This is a genomic window from Paenibacillus sp. CMM36, from assembly GCF_053570945.1.
In genome coordinates this window covers 45,244-69,353 of sequence record NZ_JBSEDY010000005.1, presented here as the reverse complement: position 1 = coordinate 69,353, position 24,110 = coordinate 45,244, and the positions used below count along the sequence as shown (strand labels likewise).

The window sequence follows — 24,110 nt, the reverse complement described above, 5'->3', positions numbered from 1 at the left end:
TTTTATTCTGTTTCGACAAAAAACATTTTATATCAAGACCCTTTTGCCTAATTTGCAAGTAAAGCGTTACCTTATGTGGTCGTACGTTCAATGAGGCTGTACTCTAGCGAATGAAGCTCCATTTGGCGTCCAATCAGCTGGGGGGAAAGCATGAAAAAAGCATTTTGTGCTTGAGCCATGATAGGATTTTGAATCGTTGTAATCCCCAACGTATGCGACAGCTCCGTGTTATCAAACCCAACAATCGCCAGATCTCCCGGTACGTTCAGCCGTTGTCTGCGTGCTTCGCAGAGAATGCCCACAGCTACATAATCGTTAGCACATAAAATAGCCTCTGGGAATTCCCCCCGATGCTGTAACAAATCCCGTACGACCTGTTCGCCATCACGGATATTATAAATTGAAGAGTGATTCCAGTGTTGCAACACTGGCAGATTGTGCTCACTCATGATCTGTTCATAGGCTCGTTGTCTGCTATGGGTATTGATGCTGCTCGGACGGCCAAAAGCATTGGCTATACGAGTATAGCCTTTTTGTATCAAATGCTTTAGTGCTAGCATGTAACCTTCATATTGATCCATTGCCACGGAGCGAATATCGGTATGCTCCATTCGTTGCCAGGCCACGATTGGGCCATATTTACAATAGGTACTCAAAAAATCAGTGTCATTCACGCAGGAAATGATGACCAGCGCGTCGACTCTTTTTCTTTTTAAATCTTCAAAAGCTTGAAGCTCTTTCTTTTTGTCTTCTCCCGAAGTATAAATAATGGTCTGGAATTCATATTGTCCGGCGATTTCTACAAAGCTGTCCAGAAAAGCAAGAACAATTTCATTAATCGTTGAAGTGATGATACCAATCTGAAGCGTCTGACCCTTGGATAGGGAAATGGCATTCCGATTAGGAACATAATCTAATTCCTGCATGATTTTCAAAATCTTAGCTCTTGTTTCATGACTGACATGGGGGGACTGATTTAATACTCTGGATACCGTAGCCTTGGAAAAGCCCGCCAGTTTTGCAATTTGATCAAGATTCGACATGGTGCTTCTCCTCACATAAGAAAAAAATACTTGACATGAAACGCGTTACAACAATTAGGATGCTTATGAGGGCATTACATCTATTTTAAAGCATCTGTCAATGCATTTCAAAGGAGAACGGTTACCGTTAGGTATGGATTCACATTTGCAGCATTTGATGGGATTACTTAGGCCAAAGTAAAAATCTTATATACGGAAAGAGGTCTTTATACCATGACGAAGATGCTAAAAGGATTTCCGAAAAACTTCTTGTGGGGCGGGGCAACTGCAGCCAACCAATTGGAAGGTGCTTTTGACGTAGATGGAAAAGGCTTGTCCAGCGCAGACATGATTGCTTATGTACCCAAAGCGGAACGTAAGAACGATCACGCTATAGAGATTTCGTCCGAGCGACTCGAAGACATTTTGGCAGGCAAAGTCAATGCCCGTTTCCCAAAACGTGAAGGTGTGGACTTTTACCACCACTACAAAGAAGATATTGCATTGTTCGCTGAAATGGGCTTTAAAGTATTTCGTATGTCCATCCACTGGTCGCGGATTTTCCCGAATGGCTATGATCACGAACCGAATGAAGCAGGATTGCAATTCTACGACAATGTATTTGATGAGCTGCGCAAATATAATATTGAGCCCTTGGTAACATTGTCACATTATGAAACACCGCTAGGTCTGACTCAGAAGTATAATGGCTGGCTGGGTCGTGAAGTCATACAGCATTACGTCAATTATGCCGAAACGGTGTTTACACGCTATAAGGATAAAGTAAAATACTGGCTGACCTTTAATGAAATCAATGTAATGACCATGAGTCCGTTCACCGGTGGCGGTGTGGTTATTGACCGTGTAGAAAACAAACAACAAGCGATATATCAAGCATTGCATCATCAATTTGTAGCTAGTGCACTGGCAACCAAACGGGGACATGAGATCATCCCGGGTGCTCAGATCGGCTGTATGTTGGCACGTATAGAAAGCTATCCACATACGTGTAACCCAGCGGATATACTGAAAGCCCAGCATGAAAATCAGATGAACCTATTCTTTACGGATGTGCATGCCCGTGGGGAATATTCCAACTATATGAATCGTTATTTTGTAGAAAATAATATTGTGATCCAGACAGAACCCGGCGATGCCGAAATTTTGAAAAATAATACGGTTGATTTTATCTCATTTAGCTACTACATGACCTTGACCGTATCGGCAGGTCCAGAAGGCGAGAAAGCAGCAGGAAACCTGATTGGCGGCGTGAAAAATCCGTATCTGCAGTCCTCCGACTGGGGATGGCAGATCGATCCGATCGGCCTGCGTGTTACACTGAATACGTTTTATGATCGCTATCAAAAGCCGCTGTTCATCGTGGAAAATGGCTTGGGTGCATATGATAAGGTGGAAGAGGACGGCTCTGTGCATGACACGTATCGCATTGATTACTTGCGTCAGCATATTGTCCAAATGAAGGAAGCGATTGCTGACGGTGTTGATCTGATTGGTTACACCAGCTGGGGCCCTATCGACCTCGTGAGCATGTCTACTTCCGAAATGTCCAAGCGCTACGGATTTATTTACGTTGATCTGGATGATGACGGTAACGGAACGCTCAAACGCTCCAAAAAAGACTCTTTTAACTGGTATAAAAATGTGATAGCAACCAATGGTGAAGAATTGTAATTTCATATCGTCTCGGGCGGGTATAGCAGAGGACATCCTAAGGATGCAATCTGCTGTACCCGCTTTTTTGATAGACATAATAATATTTCAGAGGGCTTCACAAACTTTTCACTTGTAATAAGCTGAAAGTTTTCTGTATAATGAATAAAAATTTCATATGTCTGGTTGATGTTTGCGGGAGATGGAACGAAAGTTCCGACCGAAGGGGCAAAACTCTCAGGTGCTTAGGCTGTTTACAGCCACAAGCGGGGACCGTAAACGGACAGAACTCTGGAGAGACCCTTAATTGGGCGCCGAAGGTGCACCGCAGAGAACATCTGCTTAAACTCTCAGGCAAAAGGACAGAGACGCGAATAACCTGTGACAGGGAATGCCCTAGGCTTTTTTATGAGCTATTAGAGGCAGAAACCTGCACAAGATGGTTGTATTTTTTCGTGCCTTTAACCTCTCCAGGAGTCGAATCAGCTGATTTGACTCTTTTTTGTTTTCTAATATGCTGGAGGAGCGGGTTGAAATGAATTTGGTACATGTGTTAGAAGCGATTAGCAGTTGGATATGGGGGGCGCCTCTCATCATTCTTGTCATGGGAACGGGGTTGTGGCTGACCATACGTCTGAAAATGTTGCAGGTATTCCGCCTGCCCCTGGCGATCAAGCTGATCGGTAAGGCCCCGAATGAAGGCAGCGGGGATGTAAGTAGTTTTGCGGCTTTGAGTACGGCGCTAGCGGCTACAGTTGGCACAGGAAGTATTGTCGGCGTAGCGACAGCCATTAAGCTGGGCGGGCCGGGTGCCTTGTTCTGGATGGTCGTTGCAGCCTTTTTTGGGATGGCGACGAAATATGCGGAAGGTGTACTTGCGGTAAAATACCGGGTGAAGGATCGGAATGGACAATTTTCCGGCGGCCCGATGTATTATATTGAGAAAGGTCTGGGACGCCGTTTTAAACCGCTGGCGATGCTGTTTGCTTTTTCGGGCATGCTGGTAGCGTTGTTCGGGATTGGAACGTTTCCACAGGTCAAAGCGATTGTATCTTCGACGGAAAACAGTTTTGGTGTTCCGCCCATTGTAACGGCACTGATTATTGCTATCCTCACAGGACTGGTTACTATTGGAGGACTCAAAAGTATTGCCAAGGTATCGACGAAGGTCGTTCCTTTTAAAACAGGCTTGTACGTACTGATCTGTCTCATCGTACTGATTCGGTTTGCTGACCAGCTTCCTGCCGCAATTGCGCTGGTGCTCCATTCGGCATTTTCAACTACATCGGCAACGGGCGGATTTGCCGGAGCTACGATTATGCTGGCGATGCGAAGTGGGGTAGCCAGAGGTATTTTTGCCAATGAGGCCGGATTGGGAAGCGCACCGATTGCAGCCGCAGCTGCCAAAACCAAATGGCCTGCGGAACAAGGGCTGATTTCCATGACAGGCGTGTTTATTGATACGATGGTTATTTGTGTGATGACCGGGTTGACGCTACTGGTTAGCGGTGTGTGGAGCGGGCCTACCGATGCGGGCCTGATGACTCAGCAAGCATTTTCCAGCGCATTCCCGCTGGGGGCAGAACTGCTCACAATTATTCTGATTATGTTCGCGTTCACCACCATGCTCGGCTGGAACTATTACGGGGAACGCTGTGTTGAATACTTGCTTGGCGTCAAGTGGATTAAGCCATACCGTTATCTGTTCATTCTACTCGTTGGCGGGGGCGCGTTCATTAAACTGGATGCGATTTGGCTGCTGGCAGATATCTTTAACGCAATGATGGCTTTCCCGAACCTGATTGCACTGCTCGGCTTATCAGGCATTGTCGTTGCAGAAACCCGAACCTATATGGATTCTCTGAATTCTAGTAAGAAAAAGGGCATTCTTGCAGGTGCCAGTGTAGGGGCAGCTATTCAAGTAGAAGAAAAGGGACAAACAGTTAATTCATAAATTCCAAAAGGGAGTGCCTTCAGCCATCACAGGCTTGAGGACACTCCTTTTTGAATGTTATAACGATGCACGCAAAATAGCTAAAATATCTTCCTGTTTCAGCTTTTTATAATTACCGAAGCCTCCATATTCCATTTCACGGGCTGCAATGGTTGCGATTTTTTCCAATTGCTCATCATTAATATTGTAACCGGCCAGGGTGGAAGGGGCACCGAGACTTGTCCAGAATGCACTAAGACGGTCAATACCCTCCAAAGCGATTTCTCTATCTGTTTTATCTACGGTGTCTAAGTCAAACATGCTGAGCATCAGCCGTTTCATGCGTGCAGCATCCTGATCCACCGTATGTCTCATCCAGTTGGGGAATAGGATCGCCAGACCGCCAGCATGAGGAATATCATATACAGCAGATAATGCATGTTCAATCGTATGCGAAGCCCAGTCCCCGAAGTAGCCCATTTGCAGTGTTCCGTTAAGAGCAATCGTTCCGGCATATAAAATCGTTTCGCGATGCTCGTAGTTGTGCAAATCCTCCAACAGCTTAGGTGCAGTTTCGATTACGGTTTGCAGCACGGAAAAGCACATACGATCTTGCAACGGTGTATTTTTAACATTGTGAAAATACTGTTCAAATACATGGCTCATCATATCCACCATGCCATATACCGTCTGATCACGTGGCACAGAGAAGGTGTTTTTTGGGTCCAGAATCGAGAATTTCGGATGCGTCACCGCGCTGCCCCATACGTATTTTTCGTTTGTTTCCCAGTTGGTGATAACAGAATCTGGATTCATTTCTGAACCGGTAGCGGCGAGTGTGAGGATGGTACCGAATGGCAGAGCCTGGGTAGGCATGTGCTTTTTATTGATAATATCCCACACATCGCCGTCATATTCAGCCCCTGCTGCGATGGCTTTGGTGCAATCAATAACGCTTCCGCCGCCTACTGCAAGTAAGAAGTCGATGTTTTCATTTCGGCAAATGTCGATGCCCTTCTTAACGGTGGACAAGCGCGGATTCGGCTCTACGCCGGACAATTCATGAATGTTAAGATGTAGCGGCTCTAACGCGTTTAATACCTGGTCATACAGACCATTTCGCTTGACACTTCCGCCTCCGTATATCAGTAAAATATTTTTGCCGTAATTCAGCAGCTCCTGCTGCAGTTCTTCAATTTGATTGTCTCCAAATATTAATTTGGTGGGGTTATAATATGTGAATTTGTTCATCTGGAAAGTTCCCCTCAGTTCATAGTTCATGTTCAAATCGTAAATCGCTTAACCTGATTGCCTGTTGAATACCTAACTTTACCATGTAAGCTATTTGAAATGACGATTAACTATTATACATGAAATGAATAAGGGAATTCAAATAAATCTAATCTTTGACCGCTCCGGCGGCAAGATCGGAAATAAACTGGCGGCTAATGAAAAGAAATAAAATTATAAGTGGCAGTACAGCAAGCAGGGTGCCCGCAATGACCATCGCATAATCCGTATTGTATATCCCGTTTAATTGGGACAGTGCAATCTGGAGTGTGAATTTACGCTCATCCGTTAAGACGATTAACGGCCATAAATAATCATTCCAGGCTCCTATAAAGGTAAACGCGCCGAGAAAAGCGAACGCAGGACGTAGAATAGGCAGTGCTACATTCAAGTACAGCCGAAAAAAGCTGCATCCGTCCATCCGCCCCGCATCCAGCAGCTCCTTTGGAATGGATTCTTCCGCATATTGACGAATCCAGAAAATGCCGAAGGCATTTACCATCCCCGGGATAATAAGCGCTTTGAACGTACCTACCCATCCAAAGGTGGCCATCATGACAAAGGAGGGGACAAGCGAAAGTTGTGAAGGGACCATCATTGTAGCTAGCAGAACGATAAATAGCACTTTTTTGCCCGGAAAATCAAACTTGGCGAATGCGAAACCTGCCAGCGAATCGAAAAACAGAACCAATAAGGTAACAGAACCGGCTACAAAAAGGGTATTAAAAAAGGCTCCGGCAAAATTAATCTGCTGCAATACTCTCGTTATGTTATCCAAGAAGTGGCCGCCAAACCACAATTGCGGTGGAAAACGATAGATGTCTGAAGTTGTACGGGTTGCCATGACGATCAGCCAGTAAAATGGAAACATCGACAGGATGATTCCCACCAACAATCCGGCATATAAAACAAAGGATTTTGCACGTGTCTGCATCATGTTGTGAAGCTCCTTCCCATCGTTATTTTTTACCTTGAACGAGTTTCCAGTTGATGATGGAGAATAGAGCAATGATGAGGAACATGCCCCATCCGACGGCTGCACCATATCCAAAATAGTTGTTAATGAACGACTCGCGGTACAGGTATAAAACGATGGTCATGCCACTTGCCCCGGAACCGCCGTCATTACCGACCAGGACCTGTGGCTCGGTGAAGAGTTGCATACCGCCGATGGTGGACGTAATGACCGTAAACAGAATGACTGGGCGCAGCATGGGGATAGTGATGCGGAAAAAAGCTTGCGCTCCGGTTGCTCCGTCTATTTTGGCGGCCTCATACAGCACATGCGGAATACTCTGAAGTCCGGCCAGATAGATGATTGCGTTATAGCCCATCCATCTCCATACGACCATAGAAGAAATGGCAATTTGGATACCCCATGGCACATTCAGCCATTGAACCATGGGCAGTCCCAAGAGTTGCAGAAGGTAGTTGAGAAATCCGAAATTGTTGGCAAATAAGGCACCAAATATGATGGCGACAGCCACAATAGACGTCACATTGGGCAGGAAGAATCCAACTCGCCATAAGGTGCGCATTTTCACAAATGGGGCATAAAGCAGAAAGGCAATAATCAGTGCGAAGAATAGCATTGGAATTGTTGCATACACCCAGATCACAAAGGTGTTGCCTACAGCCTGCCAAAATTCATGATCTGTTACAAGGTAGCGAAAGTTGCCCCAGCCGTTGTAGGTCATGTCTCCGATTCCGTCCCATTTGTGAAACGCCAGGTATAATGAAAAACCAATCGGAAACAGTCCAAAGATGCCAAACAGCAGATAAAACGGCGAGATCGCAGCATAAACGGCACGGTGCTTCCAGATTTCTCTCAGCATATTGTCCACACGCCTTTTTTGAATTTTGTTTTTTTATCGCTGTAATTCCCGTTCGATTCGTTCCATGGTTTCCGTCCATAATGCATCAGGATTAGCATCCTGCTTGGCAACATTAGCAAGGCGACGGGTCACAATGCCGTGGATGACAGGGTAGCGCTCGCCGAAATAGCTGCTTTTCACATGACGTGCGGAGGCGGCGAAGATGAGTCCGGTGGCCTGACCCCCAAAGAAAGGCTCGGGTGTCCCCATGATAGGATCGTTATAGACGCCGGGAGTGGACGGGAACAGACCGATTTTGTGGTAGGCTTCCAACTGGTGTTCCGGGTTTTGCAGCCAGGTCAGGACTTCAAAGGCTTCTTTGGGATGTTTGCTGGATTTGAGGATAGAAATGAACGAACCACCCAGGTTGCCGTCTCCTCCAGGAGCACGGGCGACTCTCCATTTGCCAGCTGTATCCGGCGCGGCCTCTGTGAGAACTTGCTTCATCCAAACAGCCCCTACAAAAGAGGCAATTTTGCCGTTATTGACCGAAGCGTTCCATTCGGGAGTCCAGCCATCCGCATTGGCGAGCAGATGCTTCTTGTGGAAATCGACAGCGGTTTTCCAGCCCAGACGGATGTCAGGAGATTGATTGCCAATATAGCTGCCATCCGGCTTGAAGTAGAGGTTTGTATGCTGAGCGAGCACTTGATTGTAAACGTTTACAATATTATCAGCCAAAAACGAACGGCTTCCGAATTTCTGCTGAAGTTGTTCTCCGGCTGCCATGTAATCATCCCATGTGCGGATCGAGGCACTAACCTTTTCAGGATCACTAGGCAAGCCTGCTTGCTTAAATAGATCGCTTCGATAGAAGAGGGCAGTAGGCCCAGTATCCATGGGAAATGCAATCATTTTACCATCAGGAGTGATCCCCTGATTCCATTTCCATTCCAAATATTGATCTTTTAGGCGGTCTGCTCCGAGCTCCCTTAAATCATAAAAACGATCCGCACTTGGAAATAGCTCCACCATCCAGTCGTTCAGAGCTACGATGTCTGGTTCACCAGAACGAGCTGCGAGCGTTGTCTTCAGTTTAGCTTTGAAGTCACCACCTATTTTTTGAGTTTTTAATTCAATGTTGGGAAAGTGTTTTTCCGCTTGGGCGAGTAGTTCATCATCAATGGAACGGTTCCAATACCATAATGTAAGCGTTATCTTTTTTCCATTTGACAAATTAGTTTCAGATGATTGACTTTCAGAGAACGAGGGTCCACTACAAGCACTGAACATAGTGAGAAAAGCAAGACATAATACCAACCATTGTACTGTCTTCACATCATTTCCCTCCTTGCTGTCTGAGATAATCTGCCTGCTAAACAAGTTGTAAATGGTTTAGCTCCATCATATGAAGCTGTTACCCATTTATGTGCATTGCCTTAACCAAAAACAAAAAATTTGAAACGTTTATCCATAAAAAAAAGCACGTGCGTCTGTTATATGAAGAACGCACGTACTTAAGTTAGGGATTCAGCTCATGACATCAACCGCAGTATTTCATCTTTCAGAATTTCGGACCGAGTCCCGAAAATAACCTGCAGGGTACCGTTACCAAGCCTGATGATTCCCGACGCTCCGAGCTGCCTGAGAGCTTGATCGTTAACTGCTTTGTCGTCTTTGACGACAAGACGCAGCCGTGTGATGCAGGCATCAATGCTTAGGATATTGTCCGAACCGCCGAGATAGGTTAGTACCCTGCCTGCCTGACTGGACGGAGTGTCGGATGTAGCGTTTGCTTTTTTATTGGGTACAGATTCGTTAGCCTCAGACAGGAGACTGTCTTCTCCATCATCTTCACGCCCAGGAGTTTTTAGGTTGAATTTGAGAATGATAAATCGGAACAGAAAGTAATAGATGAGGGCGAAGACAAGCCCGACCGGGATCATTCGCAATGGGTGAGTGGAGAGTTTCATATTGACCAAATAGTCAATGAGTCCTGCTGAAAAGGAAAAGCCCAGTTTGACATCCAATAGGTATACGACCAGGCCGCTCAGGCCTGTCAGCAGAGCATGAACGCCGTAAAGCAATGGTGCAATGAACATAAACGAAAATTCGAGGGGCTCGGTAATTCCGGTCAGGAACGATGCCAGCGCAGAACCGATGAAAATGGAAGCGACGGCTTTACGTTTTTCCGGTTTAGCCGTATGGATGAATGCGAGAGCGGCTGCCGGGAGAGCAAACATCATAATAGGGAAGAAACCGGACATGAATAGACCAGCTGATTTATCGCCTGCAAAGAAACGGGTCAGGTCACCATGAACAACTTCGCCAGCTGCATTCGTATAGTTACCAATCTGAAACCACGCGATTGAGTTTAGTACATGATGCAAACCGAGCGGGATCAGCAGCCGATTGGCAATCATGAATACCATTGATCCGATTCCGCCAAACCCGGCAATCCAGTTGCCGAAGGCTGCAATCCCATCTTGTACCGGACTCCAGATCATTCCGAGCAGAATGGCCAGAATCATGGTCGTGAAGGCGGTAATCATGGGGACAAAACGTTTGCCTGAGAAGAAGCCAAGCCAATCCGGGAGCTGAATATTATGATATTTTTTAAACAGAAAAGCAGACCATCCACCGATAAAAATACCACCCAATACGCCCATGTCCAGCTTGACGTCGTCTGGAATATATGCAAATATACCCGGCACTGCCGCCAAAATACGGGTCAACACCATATAGGCAATGACTGCCGATAATGCGGCTACTGCGTCGCCTGCCAGACCAATGGCAACACCAATGGAGAAAATGAGCGCAAGGTTACCGAAGATAGCCCCCGCCCCCTCGTTCAGAAAAGGAGTGACATAATGATTCAGAAATCCGCCAACTACGGGACCAAACGGTATATCCGTTTCATAATTAATCAGAGCTAATCCTTGCAAAATCCCTGCGGCGGGTAGAGTAGCTACTGGAAGCATTAACGACTTGCCGATTTTTTGCAGAAATTTCAGCATAACAATCTTCCCTTCTTCATCGAGTTTGGGAGTGTCGTATTCATCCTGAAATCCTTACTTGTGCCCATTTTTTTACATCATAAATCGGGGGATCTAACATGGTCAACGATTATTTTAAGCTATGAAATGACGTAAATCCGCAGTTGACATCGCTTACATGCTTATATAGTATCAAATTTAAGTTAATAATCGTGACGGAGACAAGAGAGCCACGCAGACATCCCATGGTACAGCACAGGGTTGATTTGTGATGGCTTTTCTTTTTTTTGTGCGATGAAAGCGATCAAAATCGGGTGATCTATTGAGGAGGTAGGTTGTATGTCGCCATACGCAGCCGAATTCATAGGGACAATGATTCTTATTGCCCTAGGTGGCGGAGTGTGCGCAGGGGTGTCCCTGAAAAAGTCATTTGCCCACGCTTCCGGCTGGATTGTGGTCGGAATGGGTTGGGGGCTTGCGGTAGCTATTGCGGTGTATGCAGTGGGTCAAATCAGCGGAGCGCATTTGAATCCGGCAGTTACACTCGCGTTGGCATTTCAGGGTAGTTTTCCATGGCAAGATGTATCCGGCTATATTGTGGCTCAGCTTCTTGGGGCCATGGCGGGTGCGATCATCGTCGTTTTGCATTATTGGCCCCACTGGAAAGAGACGGAGGACACAGCAGCCAAACTCAGTGTATTCGCGACAGGACCAGCTATTGATCATCCGTTTGCCAACGTGCTTAGTGAAATGATAGGTACTTTCATCTTTGTTCTTGCTTTACTGTCGTTTGGTGCCAATTCATTTACAGACGGCCTGAAACCGCTGATTGTTGGTTTTTTAGTTGTCAGTATCGGTTTATCCCTTGGAGGCACAACGGGCTATGCCATCAATCCAGCGAGGGATTTTGGGCCGCGTCTGATGCATTATTTACTACCGATTCCCGGTAAGGGGGCGTCCAACTGGAAATATGCATGGGTGCCCATTATAGGACCGCTATTGGGGGGATCTTTCGCAGGGCCATTTTATCAGGCTGTTTTTAAGGGGAGTGTGACTCCAGCTTTCTGGATTTTACTAGGGATCATCGTGATTGTACTCTTGATTACCTTCCGTATGAGTCGTACTTATAAAAATCATAAAAAGGATCACAAACTTATAGCGTAAAAACGATGGATTTACACGGGGAGAGATGAACAATGGGAAAATATATTTTGTCACTAGATCAGGGAACGACAAGCTCAAGAGCGATTTTGTTCAATAGCGAGGGAGATGTAGTGTACTCGGCTCAGCGAGAATTTCCGCAATATTTTCCTCATCCCGGCTGGGTAGAGCAGAATGCGAATGAAATCTGGAGTTCTATTCTCGGAGTCATTGCCTCCTGTCTTTCCGAATCCGGTGTAAAAGCAAATCAAGTGGCTGCCATCGGCATTACCAATCAGCGAGAATCGGTGGCTGTGTGGGACAAAAATACAGGAGTGCCCGTATATAATGTACTCGTATGGCAATCACGCCAAACCTCGGACATCTGTGATGAATTGAAGCGACAAGGGCACGAGGAACTGTTTCACAGCAAAACAGGGCTGCTGATCGACCCGTATTTTTCAGGCACTAAAGTAAAGTGGATACTGGACCATGTAGAGGGCGCGCGGGAAAAGGCGGAACGAGGTGACCTGTTATTCGGTACGATTGACTCGTGGCTGATCTGGAAACTATCCGGCGGAAAGGCACATGTGACGGACTACTCGAATGCAGCCAGGACGCTCATGTACAACATTTATGAGCTAAAGTGGGATGAAGAGCTGCTGGACATTCTGGGTGTTCCGAAAATCATGCTGCCTGAGGTAAGACCTTCTTCTGAGGTATATGCGCACACCGTGGATTATCATTTCTTCGGTCAGAATGTACCGATCGCCGGTGCAGCAGGTGACCAGCAAGCAGCCTTGTTCGGTCAGGCATGTTACGAAAAAGGGATGATCAAAAATACTTACGGCACAGGCTGCTTTATGCTAATGAATACGGGGGATCAGCCTGTTGAATCTAAACACGGCCTGATTACGACCATCGCTTGGGGACTGGAGGAAGGCAAAGTGCAATATGCACTCGAGGGGAGTGTGTTTGTAGCGGGGTCGGCGATCCAGTGGCTGCGAGACGGGCTGCGTATGTTCCGTGAAGCGAAAGACAGTGAGCCTTATGCCGCTCGTGTTTCGTCTACGGAAGGAGTGTATCTTGTCCCCGCTTTTGTCGGACTGGGGAGCCCCTACTGGGATAGCGAGGTGCGCGGAGCAATGTTCGGCCTGACACGAGGGACCACGAAGGAGCATTTTATCCGCGCCACATTGGAGTCACTCGCTTATCAGACCAAGGATGTGCTTACAGCCATGGAGATCGATTCAGGTATTGCGGTGAAGACGCTGCGGGTGGATGGAGGAGCTGTATTGAACAATTTTCTGATGCAATTCCAGAGCGATATTTTAGATGCAACGGTGGAGCGGCCAGTGATCCATGAGACGACGGCACTGGGGGCTGCATGTCTGGCAGGTTTGGCTATTGGATATTGGAAGAGTACGGATGAACTTCGTAAGCGGGTGAGGGTGGAAACCTCTTTTGCCCCGAATATGGATGAATCAACACGTGCAGGCTTGTATGAAGGCTGGAAAAAGGCTGTGAATGCGACGATGGCCTACAAGTAATGATTAAGCGCTGGGTCTCTGAATATTAAACTGCAAAAAGATGACTTCTGAATCTTATCAGGAGTCATCTTTTTTAAGGCATGAGCTAACCTTTGACCTTCGTATGGTTCCAATGTTGGCCGGCTCCGCAGGAACTACGAATGACCAGTTCCGGCTCGACTTTAATACATTTGGTATCCATTTGTTTATTCATCAGGTCAAACAGCACCATAGCAGCTAGACGGCCTATTTTTTGCTTGTCTTGTTTTACAGTCGTCAGTGGAGGTTCGGTATAACGACAGGCTTCTATATCATCACATCCCACTACAGCAATATCCTCGGGTACCCTCAAGCCGCTTTCCTTGAAAGCACGTATGGCACCAAAGGCAAGCAGGTCGGTAGCCGCAAAAATAGCTTTTGGTAAATTTCCTTGCTGTATCCACGCTTTCGCGACCTGGTATCCATCTTCTGCCGCGTAGTCCTTACCATACACGACCCATTCAGGTCTAACATCAAGACTAAACCGTTTTAGTGAAGCAATAAAGGCCTCCTCTCTCTCTTTAATAACCAAGGAGGGGCGTTCAATGCCTATAAACCCCATGTCGCGGTATCCATTCATGTAAAAGTGCTCAACAACCTTCATTGAAATCTTCTGATTGTCGGACATAATGTAGCAAGAACTGGCTCCGGTTAGTTCAATATCGACACCGATACAGGGGATAGGGCTGGCATCGAGATCAAAAACACTCTTCTCTACTTCATCTCCAGCAATAATAATGCACCCGTCCACTGAAAAATATTTCGAGCGAGCCAAATAGTCCTCTCCATTATCCAGAAATTTCTCATTTGAAAAAAACAATAGGTCGTAACCAAGCAAGCCAATCTGTTTTTTGAAGACATTAATGATATCTACAAAAAAAGGATGACTAAAATCAACATTCAGCTTACCAGCAAATATAACGCCTACCAGATTAGATTTTTTGGTAGCAAGCGTTTTAGCCGAGGAGGAGGGTCTATAGCCTGTTTCCTCCATGATTTTAAGTACCCGCTGCCGGGTTTCCTCACTGATGTCTGTGTAATTGTTAATGATTTTCGAAACCGTTGCTACTGAAACGCCTGCCATGCTAGCTATTGTTTTTATATTCATGGAATCCTCCGCAACTAAACTGATTTAGTTAAATTGACTTTGTTTTTCAAAATTAATGATTACTCGTATTCTATGCTACCTCATAGAAGTGAGTCAACCGTGCTAATAAAGGATGGTTCCTAATATTTTAAGGAGTAATAACGGTGATTTGTGTTTTATTTGATAATTTACAAATCTCTATTTACAAATACAGGCTATCCGATACATAATAGTAGCTGTAATTAACTAAACCGCTTTCGTAAAGGTAAGTGCATTTATTCTAAGATAGCCGGAGCTGTGAAGTCTTGATTCCTGAAAGGATGATACCAAGTATGAATGAGAATACCTATACATTCCCCACCACGTTTATGTGGGGAACTTCGACCTCTTCTTATCAAATTGAAGGTGGCGTGGATGAGGAAGGAAGAACGCCTTCTATTTGGGATACTTTCTGTCAAGTACCCGGGAAGGTGATCGGAGGGGACTGCGGAGATGTGGCTTGTGACCATTTTCACCGCTTTAAGGAAGACGTGCAATTAATGAAGCAACTTGGCTTTTTACATTACCGTTTTTCCGTGGCCTGGCCGCGCATTATTCCCGCACCTGGCGTGGTTAACGAACAGGGGCTACTCTTCTATGAGCGTCTGCTGGATGAGATTGAGTCGGCTGGGCTAATTCCAATGCTGACGCTGTATCATTGGGATCTGCCGCAATGGATTGAGGACGAGGGTGGCTGGACGCAGCGAGAGACTATCCAACATTTTAAAACGTATGCCTCTGTAATCATGGATCGATTTGGACAGCGTATAAGCTGGTGGAATACGATAAATGAGCCCTACTGCGCCTCTATTTTGGGCTATGGTACAGGCGAGCATGCCCCCGGCCATGAGAACTGGAGGGAAGCTCTTGCTGCCGCTCATCATATTCTGATGTGTCACGGGATAGCCATGAACTTACACAAGGAAAAGGGCCTGACGGGCAATATCGGTATTACGCTGAACATGGAGCATGTCGATGCAGCCTCTGAACACTCCGAGGATGTAGCCGCTGCTGTCCGGCGGGATGGCTTTATTAATCGTTGGTTTGCCGAGCCATTGTTTAACGGGAAATACCCTGAGGATATGGTGGAATGGTACGGGGAGCACTTGAACGGATTGGATTTTGTACAGCCTGGTGATATGGAGCTGATTCAGCAGCCAGGGGATTTTTTGGGCATCAACTACTACGCCCGCAGTATCATTCGAGCGACTACAGACGCTTCGTTGCTTCAGGTCGAGCAGATTTCCATAGAAGAACCGGTAACGGATATGGGATGGGAGATTCACCCTGAATCCTTTTATAAGCTGCTGACACGGATTGAGAAGGATTTTACCAGAGGATTATCCATCCTGATTACAGAAAACGGAGCAGCGATGAAGGACGAACTGGTGAATGGAAAGATTGAAGACATTGGGCGTCAGCATTACATTGAGGAACATTTAAAGGCATGCCATCGCTTTATTGGGGAGGGAGGTCAGCTTAAGGGCTATTTTGTATGGTCATTCCTCGATAACTTCGAATGGGCCTGGGGATACAGCAAACGTTTTGGGATTATACACATCAATTACGACACGCAGGAACGGACACCCAAACAAAGTGCGCTGTGGTTCAAGCAAGTGATGGCGAATAACGGGTTTTAAAAAGAAAAGGGGTGCACGATGCAGCAGTATTATTTTGACGATCAAGGACGTTTTGTGATTGAGAATTTTGCGCAGGCCAAGCCCTTTTCCAGTTTTCTACCCGGTATTGCTGGTGTTCAGGGAATTCCTCTGTGGGCGTATTATGTTAATCGTGGACAAGGAATTGCGAGCTTTGGTGTGGAGGATAAGAATGGAGCTATCATGGAGTTTTTTCCGGCCAACCGAACAGCTCCTTTATTGCTAGCAGTGCTAATCCTGATGCAAGTTTGCATGGAACGGGATATATCGCGAGGCTGAGCGGATCTACGGCAGAATTTATTCATATGTGGATATGGATGATGACGGGCGGGCAGCCGTTTGGTTATGATCATAGGGGCCTATCCTTGAAGCTGGAGCCCAAGCTGCCAGGCTGGCTTTTTACAGCTACAGGTGAGCTATCTTTCTGTTTTCTCGGAAGCTGTCAGGTGACTTATTTTAATACGGATCGCAAGGATACTTATGCACCGGAATGCATAGTGACCCAGTATGTACTGCATTACGCTAGTGGCGAAAAGAAGACAATAAGCCAGGCAGTATTAGATCAAAAAGAGGCACAAGATGTGAGAGAGCGGTTGATTTCCCGTATCGAGGTATATTTGGGGACATAGCTCCATTCATTAAAGCGGTCATGCTGCAATAACAGAGCATGACCGCTTTTTAAAGTTTCATAAATCCTTGTGTCAGGGCAGGGGACTTATGCTGAAATATCTTGCAAATCCAATATCACAGGGCAGTGGTCACTGCCTGTAATATGACAATCAATGCTCGCATCCATCAATAGCGGACGAAGTCTCTCTGAGACGAGGAAGTAATCGATCCGCCAGCCGATATTCCTTTCTCTCACCTTTGGCATGTAGGACCACCAGGAATAAACATCCGTCCGGTCAGGATAAAAGGTTCTGAAGGTATCTATAAATCCGGCGTCTAGCAGCTGTGACATGCGTTCCCGTTCCTCAGGCGTAAAACCGGCATTTCCGTAGTTAGCTTTGGCGTTTTTGAGATCGATCTCCTGATGAGCTACGTTCAAGTCTCCACACACGATGACAGGCTTCAAAGCATCCAGTTGTTGCAGGTAGCTGCGAAAACGGTCTTCCCATTCCAGTCTGTAGGGCAGTCGGGATAAGTCCCGTTTGGTATTCGGTGTGTACACATTGACGAGATAAAATTTTTCGAATTCCAAAGTGATGGTTCGGCCCTCCGGTTCTTCATTTTCTTCAAGTCCATAATGCACAGAGAGCGGCTTGATTTTGGTGAAAATAGCCGTGCCGGAATACCCTTTTTTCTCAGCATAATTCCAGTATTGTGTGTATTCCTCCATGTTCTCCATGAGGATCTGCCCTTCTTGAAGCTTCGTTTCCTGTACGCAAAAAATATCGGCATTCGTTTCTTTTAAATAAGTATAAAACCCTTTGGTCACACAGGCTCTTAAGCCATTTACATTCCAAGATATTAATTTCATTTGATTAATCTCCTTGCTACTTCACGCGGTCAAGCGATGTGATTTGTATATCCTTTGTTGACATAAGCTTATAAATGTCTTCTATCTTGACTTCATAGGTCTTTTCATCAAAATGGTCCTGACCAAACATATAATCGTTTAGTTCTATTGCCTTAAGGTTTCGGTTGGTATTCATAGCCGAAGGGAAGTATTCGATGTCTAATGAGGCTTTATTTCCGGCCAACACTGTTTTGAGAACTTTTGCAGTTTGTAATACCCGTTCTTTTTCCAATGACAATCCTGAGTCAGTTAGATCCTCGAATACAATTATACGAATATATTGATCGCCGACCGCTTCGGGATTCAGTTTAAAATCGTCGTATTCTTTGATCATTTTATCTGTTTCCCCTTCTTGCACCCCAGAATGAACAGCGGCTGCATCATTGTATAGCTTCTGTATAACAGGTTTGAGCTTCATGTCCAGTTGGCTCTCCCAAAGGGCGTTAAGATATTTTTCTCTAAATGGGACATCCTCATAAGGACGCTTGGTCATGTTAAAGAGGACGGAAGGATGACGATTAGAGATCGCCTCCATGGTATATTCAGTGAAGGGAATACTATGATAGCTAATATTTTGAATTTGAAAGTCCTCTCCGTATTTCTGCTCCAGATATTGCTCTGATTCTGCGGCTACGTTGCGTTTATTTTCACCTGTTTGTGTAAAAGGTTCTATAATATCTACGTATTTCATTGTGACTGCAAGAAGTAGAAGTGTAGCTCCCACAGTGAGACTGAGCAACATGCGCCATTTGGAAGGCAACGATGCACTTGTCGGCGCGCTACCCACATTGCTTGTAATTTGAAAAGATCGTATTGTAAAAATAATGCCTAAAATGTGGAGAATAATGGCCAGCGGTCCCGAAATAATAAGCAGGTATCCGAGAGAAAATAATGTAAAATAGATCAGAATTCCCTGTGTGATGATCAGAGCCGCTCCTCCAATCATATAGGAAGGAATGGCGAGATAAAACATACCCAATCCAGTACCTAATATAGAAAGCAAAGTGGCAACAAAACGATGAATTTCCCGCGACTTTTGGAGTTTATTCGTAGTCAAGGGAGTCAGCCAACCTCCTTTACTTCAAAATGGTGTAACATGATAGATGATAGCAATATCTGCGTTTTATTGAAAGAGTAGTGACTTGAAACCAGCGCCTAAAGTAGCGTGGCAGACTATTCTTTCTACATTATTTATCATCAAAAAAAGCTCCCTTGCGGAAGCTTTTTTTTGATGTAATTTATCAAGAGAGATACTCTCCCTATGGTTGACTGCGAAGTATAGGCTAACGATGCCGATGGGCCGACGTTACCCTGTGAGTTATCTCATGAGAACAAAAAAAGCCTCCATTATGGAAGCTTCTTGTTATGACGTCCCAGGAGGGATTCGAACCCCCGACCGACGGCTTAGAAGGCCGTTGCTCTATCCAGCTGAGCTACTGGGACATAAAATTCAAGCGAATATTAATATATCATATGGATAAAAGAAATTCAAGTCTTATTTTGCATATATCGCTTATTTAGGCTTTATACAGCATAAATTCTGAGTAGACGTAGTTTTTTTTGCCTTATAAAAGGGTATGTTAGAATACAGGTGAATATGTGTAAGACGAGTGGTTGGACTTCGGCTACTGTTTCTCATATAATCTACAAATACTTGAGCTTGTGAAGGAGAGGGGGTGCCTTGAATAAAGGACTCCAAGGTGACGACAAAAGAAAATAATATTGTATTGTTTCCGAAGACACTGGACTATTATCAAATCCAACTTACTGTGATGCTTGAAAACGAACGTTACGGAGAGGCGATGGCGATGCTGCGTTTTTTAATGCAGTGTCAGGGACAGGAGCAGAAGCAATACGATGAATGGAACGCTCTATTACAATGGCTGGAAGCTGCATTTCCACAGTACGCTGACAGCGGGGCGATAACGGACGCTGTGGAAGAAGAGGTCAGTGAAGTAGAGTTAGCTCGCCGTCATGCACGCTTTAAGCAGGAGCAGGATGCGGGCTACGGCAACAAGCTGTTGCGGATGGCTATGGATGAACCCTTATCCGAACAGACGATTTTAGCGTTGGAGCAGTTGTCCTATTTGGAACTGCCAGAAATCGACGATGCCTTGCTTCGCTGGATTATGGACCGGGAAATCCATCCTTTACTTCAATTCCGTGTTCTACAGACAATGCGACGACGCGGAATGGAAGGGACGATAGAAATCAGACGGGGTGATGAACAAGCGGAAATCGACATTGAAACGGTTCCGTTACAGCCTGGTGATTTTCCAGAGTCGATTATGCGTATTTTGGAACGGGTGGCTGATCAGACTGAGGTGCACGAGCCTACACTATTCTATTTTGCACAGGAGTTGTGGTCACAGTTTGTGATGGCAGTATACGGTACGAATGATTATAGATCCATGTTGGTGGAAGAGGACGGAATGCCGGATATTTGGGCTGCAGCACTCCATCAGACCGTTTCGGAAAGTTTGAACGGTAATAATAATGAGGAAGAAACCCGTGCTATATATGGTATTACAGATGCGTTGCGCTTCCGTTTTGAGCAGGCGTATCGGTCGATGCGACTATTCGTAGCGGCGGGAATGCACACTCCTTAGTGACCGGAAACGTTTACCTGTGAAGCATTCAAAGGGCTGCTCTTGAAAAAGACAGTAATGTTAGATATACTATAGTGGTTATTTTGTGTGCGTTGATTGTAATGAAAACTAAGTGAAGATTTTGTTGGAGGGGAAAGCATAAAATGAAAGCAACTTGGGAGAAAATAGAGAAGAACCTTGGGGTTCTTGAAGTTGAGGTTGACGCGGATCGTGTAGCCGCTGCACTCGACAAAGCTTTTAATAAAGTGGCAAAACAAGTAAGTGTACCAGGATTCCGTAAAGGTAAAGTACCACGTCCTATCTTTGAAAAACGCTATGGTATTGAAAGTCTGTACCAAGATGCAATTGACATCCTGTTGCCAGAAGCTTACAGCCAAGCTGTAGAGCAAACGGACATCTTCCCGGTTGACAGCCCTGACGTTGAAATTGATCAATTTGCTAAAGGCGAATCTTTCAAGTTCAAAGCAAAGGTTACTGTTAAACCTGAAGTGACTTTGGGCGATTACAAAGGCGTAGAAGTGCCTGTAAGCAAACTCGAAGTAAGCGACGAAGAACTGGCTCAAGAACTGGAGCGCCTGCAACAACGTCATGCTGAACTGGTTGTCGTTGATGAAGATGCTGCTCAATCCGGTGATACAGCTATTATTGACTTCGACGGTTCCGTGGACGGTGTACCATTCGAAGGCGGACAAGCTGAGAAGTATTCTTTGGAACTGGGATCTAACACATTCATCCCTGGTTTTGAAGAGCAAGTGGTTGGTTTGCACACTGGCGATTCCAAGGACGTTGAAGTAACGTTCCCTGAGAACTACCATTCTGCTGACCTCGCTGGCAAACAAGCGGTATTCAAAGTGAAAGTTCACGAACTGAAACGCAAAGTTCTTCCTGAGCTGGACGATGAATTTGCTAAAGATGTAAGCGAATTTGACACACTGGCTGAATTCAAGGAAGACTTGAAAAAGCAATTGTTGGATCGTAAGGAAAACGAAGCTAAAGCAGCTCGCGAGGGTGCTGTAGTGGAGAAGGTTGCTGAGAATGCAACAATCGACATTCCTGAAGCAATGGTGAAGAGCGAAGTGCAAAACATGGTTCGCGATTTCGACAACCGTTTGCGTAGCCAAGGTATGAACCTTGAAATGTTCCTTGGATTCTCTGGTCAAAGCAAGGAAGACCTGGAAGAGCAAATGAAAGCTGATGCTGAGAAGCGCGTACGTAACAACCTCGTGCTGGAGCAAGTGGCTAAAGCAGAAAACATCGAAGTTTCCGAAGCGGAAATTGATGAAGAACTGAAAAACATGGCTGAAGCTTACAAACGTTCAGTTGAAGAAATCCGTAGCATTCTGGAAGGTAACGGCTCGTTCGCTAACCTGAAAGAAGAAATTTCACTGCGCAAAACCATTGCTTTGTTGGTGGAAAACAGCAAAGAAGTAGAAGCGCCAGTTGAAGCTGCTGAGTAATTCAGACGATAAAATATACGGAGTATGCTGTAACAAGCTGAAACGTAGTAATTAGATAGGGATAAGGCACGTAGTGAAAGTTACGTGCCTTATTTTTACCTTTGATAACCCAAATTTTAGTCGTTTATGGAAAGTGCTGTGAGTCGCGTTTTCTTGTTTTACATAAGTCACTACCGTATATTTGCACATACATACGAAACATGGTTAAATATGAGAAGGTCTCGGCAGAGTGTACTGTAAATAGCCCGCACTGCATATATGAGCGCATGCAAATATGACACGAGACTCTGAACATGTTAAAATATTTTGTAAGGTGTTCACGTTTCATGCTTGCTGCTTCCGTTTTAATGGGACATAAGGAAGCGGATGAATACAGGTGTTCATTTTAATAAAGAAAAGAGGTTGGTCGTGATGAGTCTCGTCCCTATGGTTGTGGAACAAACGAATCGAGGAGAACGATCTTACGATATTTACTCGCGGTTGCTTAAGGATCGTATTATTTTCCTAAGTGGCCCGATTGATGACGATGTCGCCAATCTCGTCATTGCACAGCTATTGTTCCTTTCTGCGGAAGATCCAGAGAAGGATATTAATTTGTACATTAACTCGCCAGGCGGTTCTGTAACTGCGGGCATGGGTATATATGATACAATGCAATTCATTAAGCCGGACGTATCGACGATCTGTGTAGGCATGGCTGCAAGTATGGGTTCGTTGCTGCTAACAGCGGGTGCGCCAGGTAAGAGATACGCGCTTACCAATAGTGAAGTCATGATTCATCAGCCACTTGGTGGCATTCAGGGGCAAGCCTCCGATATGCTGATTCATGCGGACTGGATTATCAAAACACGTGCTAAGCTGAATCAAATCTATGTAGAGCGTACGGGTCAGCCCCTCGAAAAAATCGAACGTGATACTGACCGGGATTTCTTCATGGAAGCGGAAGAGGCAAAAGCATACGGTATCATTGACCAGGTGCTGTCTAAACCGATTAATCTGTAAAGGGGTGGCTCTATGTTTAAATTTAATGATGAAAAAGGACAATTGAAATGTTCTTTCTGCGGTAAATCTCAGGATCAGGTTCGCAAGCTTGTTGCCGGACCGGGCGTATATATATGTGACGAATGCATTGAGTTGTGTACGGAGATTGTAGAAGAGGAATTGGGTCATGAAGAAGAAGTAGATCTGAAAGACATTCCGAAACCAATGCAAATCCGTGACATTCTGGACCAATATGTTATTGGTCAGGATCAAGCGAAAAAATCGTTGTCTGTAGCGGTATATAATCACTACAAACGAATTAATACTCAAAACAAAATTGATGATGTGGAACTGCAAAAAAGTAACATCTTGATGCTTGGACCTACAGGTTCGGGTAAAACGTTGCTTGCGCAAACCATGGCTAAAATTTTGAACGTTCCTTTTGCTATCGCAGATGCCACTTCCCTTACGGAAGCAGGTTATGTGGGTGAAGACGTTGAAAATATTTTGCTGAAACTGATTCAAGCTGCCGATTATGATGTAGAAAAAGCCGAACGCGGCATTATCTACATTGACGAAATTGATAAAGTAGCCCGCAAATCCGAAAACCCGTCCATTACGCGTGACGTTTCGGGTGAAGGTGTACAGCAGGCGTTGCTTAAAATTTTGGAAGGCACGGTTGCTTCTGTACCACCTCAAGGCGGTCGCAAGCATCCACATCAAGAGTTTATTCAAATTGACACCACGAATATCCTGTTCATTTGCGGTGGTGCCTTTGATGGTCTGGAGCAAATGATCAAACGTCGTATCGGTAAAAAGGTTATCGGCTTCAACGCTACCAGCGAACAAAAAGACCTGAAACCAGGCGAATATACTTCAATGGTATTGCCTGAGGATCTTTTGAAATTCGGTCTGATACCGGAATTTGTAGGACGCTTGCCAGTAATTTCTACGCTGGAGCCGCTTGATGAGAACACATTGGTTCGTATTCTGTCCGAACCGAAAAATGCGTTAACCAAGCAATACCAGAAGCTGCTTGAGCTGGATAATGTGCAACTGGAGTTTAAGCAAGATGCTCTGGAAGCCATTGCTCGTGAAGCGATCAAGCGTAACACGGGTGCCCGTGGCCTTCGTGCGATCATCGAAGGTATTATGCTGGACGTAATGTATGAGGTTCCTTCCCGTGAGGATGTGACTACTTGCGTCATCAATGAGCAGGTTGTAAAAGACAAAATCGCACCGGAACTCGGTGGTACAGATAAGGATAAAAAACAAGAAGAGAGCGCCTAAGGATTGATACTTCGCGATCTCTAAAACATGAGAAGC

The 24,110-nt window shown here is 45.4% G+C and carries 20 protein-coding genes, 1 tRNA gene and 2 riboswitches; of the genes, 11 read left to right on the top strand and 10 right to left on the bottom strand.

All coding sequences use genetic code 11. The features are described 5' to 3' along the window. Positions 1-71: 71 nt before the first annotated feature. Positions 72-1,043, bottom strand: a complete 972-nt coding sequence (locus ACWA2B_RS12310; protein ID WP_029518387.1) for a LacI family DNA-binding transcriptional regulator — start codon at positions 1,041-1,043, stop codon at positions 72-74. A 213-nt stretch (positions 1,044-1,256) separates the two neighbouring features. On the opposite strand from ACWA2B_RS12310, the gene ACWA2B_RS12305 reads away from it, so the two are divergent. Together ACWA2B_RS12305 and ACWA2B_RS12300 are read left to right on the top strand one after the other, a co-directional pair. Further along, positions 1,257-2,714, top strand: coding sequence for a glycoside hydrolase family 1 protein (locus ACWA2B_RS12305; RefSeq protein WP_342434415.1), 1,458 nt, complete (start codon positions 1,257-1,259; stop codon positions 2,712-2,714). Between the two features lie 165 nt (positions 2,715-2,879). Beyond that, a riboswitch (glycine riboswitch) is annotated at positions 2,880-2,956 on the top strand. Between the two features lie 18 nt (positions 2,957-2,974). Then, a riboswitch (glycine riboswitch) is annotated at positions 2,975-3,069 on the top strand. Between the two features lie 159 nt (positions 3,070-3,228). Next, a complete protein-coding gene (locus ACWA2B_RS12300; RefSeq protein WP_029518389.1) occupies positions 3,229-4,647 on the top strand; it encodes an alanine/glycine:cation symporter family protein in 1,419 nt (472 codons plus the stop codon). Positions 4,648-4,704: 57 nt separating this feature from the next. Here the strand turns inward: ACWA2B_RS12300 and ACWA2B_RS12295 are convergent, their stop codons facing one another. The 5 genes from ACWA2B_RS12295 to ACWA2B_RS12275 all read right to left on the bottom strand — a co-directional run bounded on the left by ACWA2B_RS12295 (position 4,705) and on the right by ACWA2B_RS12275 (position 10,747). Beyond that, positions 4,705-5,877: an iron-containing alcohol dehydrogenase gene (locus tag ACWA2B_RS12295; protein ID WP_342434414.1), complete on the bottom strand. Its 1,173-nt coding sequence runs from the start codon at positions 5,875-5,877 to the stop codon at positions 4,705-4,707. Between the two features lie 148 nt (positions 5,878-6,025). Next, positions 6,026-6,853, bottom strand: a complete 828-nt coding sequence (locus ACWA2B_RS12290; protein WP_029518391.1) for a carbohydrate ABC transporter permease — start codon at positions 6,851-6,853, stop codon at positions 6,026-6,028. A gap of 22 nt (positions 6,854-6,875) precedes the next feature. Beyond that, positions 6,876-7,751 (bottom strand): carbohydrate ABC transporter permease, encoded by an 876-nt coding sequence (locus tag ACWA2B_RS12285; protein WP_029518392.1) that lies wholly within the window; start codon positions 7,749-7,751, stop codon positions 6,876-6,878. Between the two features lie 33 nt (positions 7,752-7,784). Then, positions 7,785-9,068 (bottom strand): ABC transporter substrate-binding protein, encoded by a 1,284-nt coding sequence (locus ACWA2B_RS12280; RefSeq protein ID WP_029518393.1) that lies wholly within the window; start codon positions 9,066-9,068, stop codon positions 7,785-7,787. A gap of 197 nt (positions 9,069-9,265) precedes the next feature. Further along, the gene (locus ACWA2B_RS12275; protein WP_449292246.1) at positions 9,266-10,747 is read right to left on the bottom strand and encodes a PTS transporter subunit EIIC; all 1,482 of its coding nucleotides are present in this window, start codon (positions 10,745-10,747) and stop codon (positions 9,266-9,268) included. Positions 10,748-11,065: 318 nt separating this feature from the next. Between ACWA2B_RS12275 and ACWA2B_RS12270 the strand changes: the two genes are divergently transcribed. Further along, positions 11,066-11,890, top strand: coding sequence for an MIP/aquaporin family protein (locus ACWA2B_RS12270; RefSeq protein WP_165148777.1), 825 nt, complete (start codon positions 11,066-11,068; stop codon positions 11,888-11,890). A gap of 32 nt (positions 11,891-11,922) precedes the next feature. After that, the gene (gene glpK, locus ACWA2B_RS12265; protein WP_165148779.1) at positions 11,923-13,416 is read left to right on the top strand and encodes a glycerol kinase GlpK; all 1,494 of its coding nucleotides are present in this window, start codon (positions 11,923-11,925) and stop codon (positions 13,414-13,416) included. Positions 13,417-13,501: 85 nt separating this feature from the next. Here the strand turns inward: glpK and ACWA2B_RS12260 are convergent, their stop codons facing one another. Continuing rightward, positions 13,502-14,542, bottom strand: a complete 1,041-nt coding sequence (locus ACWA2B_RS12260) for a LacI family DNA-binding transcriptional regulator (RefSeq protein ID WP_029518397.1) — start codon at positions 14,540-14,542, stop codon at positions 13,502-13,504. Positions 14,543-14,853: 311 nt separating this feature from the next. Here ACWA2B_RS12260 and ACWA2B_RS12255 point away from each other — a divergent pair, with 311 nt between their 5' ends. The 3 genes from ACWA2B_RS12255 to ACWA2B_RS12245 are packed head-to-tail and all read left to right on the top strand — an operon-like array spanning position 14,854 to position 16,847. Next, the gene (locus tag ACWA2B_RS12255) at positions 14,854-16,200 is read left to right on the top strand and encodes a GH1 family beta-glucosidase (RefSeq protein ID WP_318628057.1); all 1,347 of its coding nucleotides are present in this window, start codon (positions 14,854-14,856) and stop codon (positions 16,198-16,200) included. 18 nt (positions 16,201-16,218) lie between these two features. Continuing rightward, positions 16,219-16,497: a hypothetical protein gene (locus ACWA2B_RS12250; protein ID WP_029518399.1), complete on the top strand. Its 279-nt coding sequence runs from the start codon at positions 16,219-16,221 to the stop codon at positions 16,495-16,497. Between the two features lie 26 nt (positions 16,498-16,523). Beyond that, on the top strand, positions 16,524-16,847 hold the full coding sequence (locus tag ACWA2B_RS12245) for a hypothetical protein (RefSeq protein WP_449292245.1): 324 nt from the start codon (positions 16,524-16,526) through the stop codon (positions 16,845-16,847). Positions 16,848-16,933: 86 nt separating this feature from the next. Here the strand turns inward: ACWA2B_RS12245 and ACWA2B_RS12240 are convergent, their stop codons facing one another. From ACWA2B_RS12240 to ACWA2B_RS12230, 3 genes are all read right to left on the bottom strand, one after another. After that, positions 16,934-17,698, bottom strand: a complete 765-nt coding sequence (locus ACWA2B_RS12240) for an exodeoxyribonuclease III (protein ID WP_328800644.1) — start codon at positions 17,696-17,698, stop codon at positions 16,934-16,936. Positions 17,699-17,714: 16 nt separating this feature from the next. Beyond that, positions 17,715-18,794, bottom strand: coding sequence for a hypothetical protein (locus ACWA2B_RS12235; RefSeq protein WP_069011259.1), 1,080 nt, complete (start codon positions 18,792-18,794; stop codon positions 17,715-17,717). A gap of 312 nt (positions 18,795-19,106) precedes the next feature. After that, a tRNA-Arg gene (locus ACWA2B_RS12230) sits at positions 19,107-19,180 on the bottom strand. Between the two features lie 257 nt (positions 19,181-19,437). On the opposite strand from ACWA2B_RS12230, the gene ACWA2B_RS12225 reads away from it, so the two are divergent. The 4 genes from ACWA2B_RS12225 (at position 19,438) to clpX (ending at position 24,074) form a co-directional block, all read left to right on the top strand. Continuing rightward, a complete protein-coding gene (locus ACWA2B_RS12225; RefSeq protein WP_318628059.1) occupies positions 19,438-20,346 on the top strand; it encodes a hypothetical protein in 909 nt (302 codons plus the stop codon). A gap of 143 nt (positions 20,347-20,489) precedes the next feature. Continuing rightward, positions 20,490-21,803 (top strand): trigger factor, encoded by a 1,314-nt coding sequence (tig, locus tag ACWA2B_RS12220; RefSeq protein WP_028541569.1) that lies wholly within the window; start codon positions 20,490-20,492, stop codon positions 21,801-21,803. A 411-nt stretch (positions 21,804-22,214) separates the two neighbouring features. Continuing rightward, complete coding sequence (clpP, locus tag ACWA2B_RS12215) at positions 22,215-22,805, top strand: ATP-dependent Clp endopeptidase proteolytic subunit ClpP (RefSeq protein WP_016324659.1); 591 nt, start codon at positions 22,215-22,217, stop codon at positions 22,803-22,805. Positions 22,806-22,817: 12 nt separating this feature from the next. Continuing rightward, entirely contained in the window at positions 22,818-24,074 is a 1,257-nt protein-coding gene (gene clpX / locus ACWA2B_RS12210; RefSeq protein ID WP_013311623.1) for an ATP-dependent protease ATP-binding subunit ClpX, read from the top strand. The last annotated feature ends 36 nt before the right edge of the window (positions 24,075-24,110 follow it).

What these genes read in the sequence shown, in the direction of transcription:
- ACWA2B_RS12310 (WP_029518387.1), bottom strand. Translation starts at nt 1,043, where the DNA reads ATGTCGAATCTTGATCAAATTGCAAAACTGGCGGGCTTTTCCAAGGCT.
- ACWA2B_RS12305 (WP_342434415.1), top strand. Translation starts at nt 1,257, where the DNA reads ATGACGAAGATGCTAAAAGGATTTCCGAAAAACTTCTTGTGGGGCGGG.
- ACWA2B_RS12300 (WP_029518389.1), top strand. Translation starts at nt 3,229, where the DNA reads ATGAATTTGGTACATGTGTTAGAAGCGATTAGCAGTTGGATATGGGGG.
- ACWA2B_RS12295 (WP_342434414.1), bottom strand. Translation starts at nt 5,877, where the DNA reads ATGAACAAATTCACATATTATAACCCCACCAAATTAATATTTGGAGAC.
- ACWA2B_RS12290 (WP_029518391.1), bottom strand. Translation starts at nt 6,853, where the DNA reads ATGATGCAGACACGTGCAAAATCCTTTGTTTTATATGCCGGATTGTTG.
- ACWA2B_RS12285 (WP_029518392.1), bottom strand. Translation starts at nt 7,751, where the DNA reads ATGCTGAGAGAAATCTGGAAGCACCGTGCCGTTTATGCTGCGATCTCG.
- ACWA2B_RS12275 (WP_449292246.1), bottom strand. Translation starts at nt 10,747, where the DNA reads ATGCTGAAATTTCTGCAAAAAATCGGCAAGTCGTTAATGCTTCCAGTA.
- ACWA2B_RS12270 (WP_165148777.1), top strand. Translation starts at nt 11,066, where the DNA reads ATGTCGCCATACGCAGCCGAATTCATAGGGACAATGATTCTTATTGCC.
- glpK (WP_165148779.1), top strand. Translation starts at nt 11,923, where the DNA reads ATGGGAAAATATATTTTGTCACTAGATCAGGGAACGACAAGCTCAAGA.
- ACWA2B_RS12260 (WP_029518397.1), bottom strand. Translation starts at nt 14,542, where the DNA reads ATGAATATAAAAACAATAGCTAGCATGGCAGGCGTTTCAGTAGCAACG.
- ACWA2B_RS12255 (WP_318628057.1), top strand. Translation starts at nt 14,854, where the DNA reads ATGAATGAGAATACCTATACATTCCCCACCACGTTTATGTGGGGAACT.
- ACWA2B_RS12250 (WP_029518399.1), top strand. Translation starts at nt 16,219, where the DNA reads ATGCAGCAGTATTATTTTGACGATCAAGGACGTTTTGTGATTGAGAAT.
- ACWA2B_RS12245 (WP_449292245.1), top strand. Translation starts at nt 16,524, where the DNA reads ATGTGGATATGGATGATGACGGGCGGGCAGCCGTTTGGTTATGATCAT.
- ACWA2B_RS12240 (WP_328800644.1), bottom strand. Translation starts at nt 17,698, where the DNA reads ATGAAATTAATATCTTGGAATGTAAATGGCTTAAGAGCCTGTGTGACC.
- tig (WP_028541569.1), top strand. Translation starts at nt 20,490, where the DNA reads ATGAAAGCAACTTGGGAGAAAATAGAGAAGAACCTTGGGGTTCTTGAA.
- clpP (WP_016324659.1), top strand. Translation starts at nt 22,215, where the DNA reads ATGAGTCTCGTCCCTATGGTTGTGGAACAAACGAATCGAGGAGAACGA.
- clpX (WP_013311623.1), top strand. Translation starts at nt 22,818, where the DNA reads ATGTTTAAATTTAATGATGAAAAAGGACAATTGAAATGTTCTTTCTGC.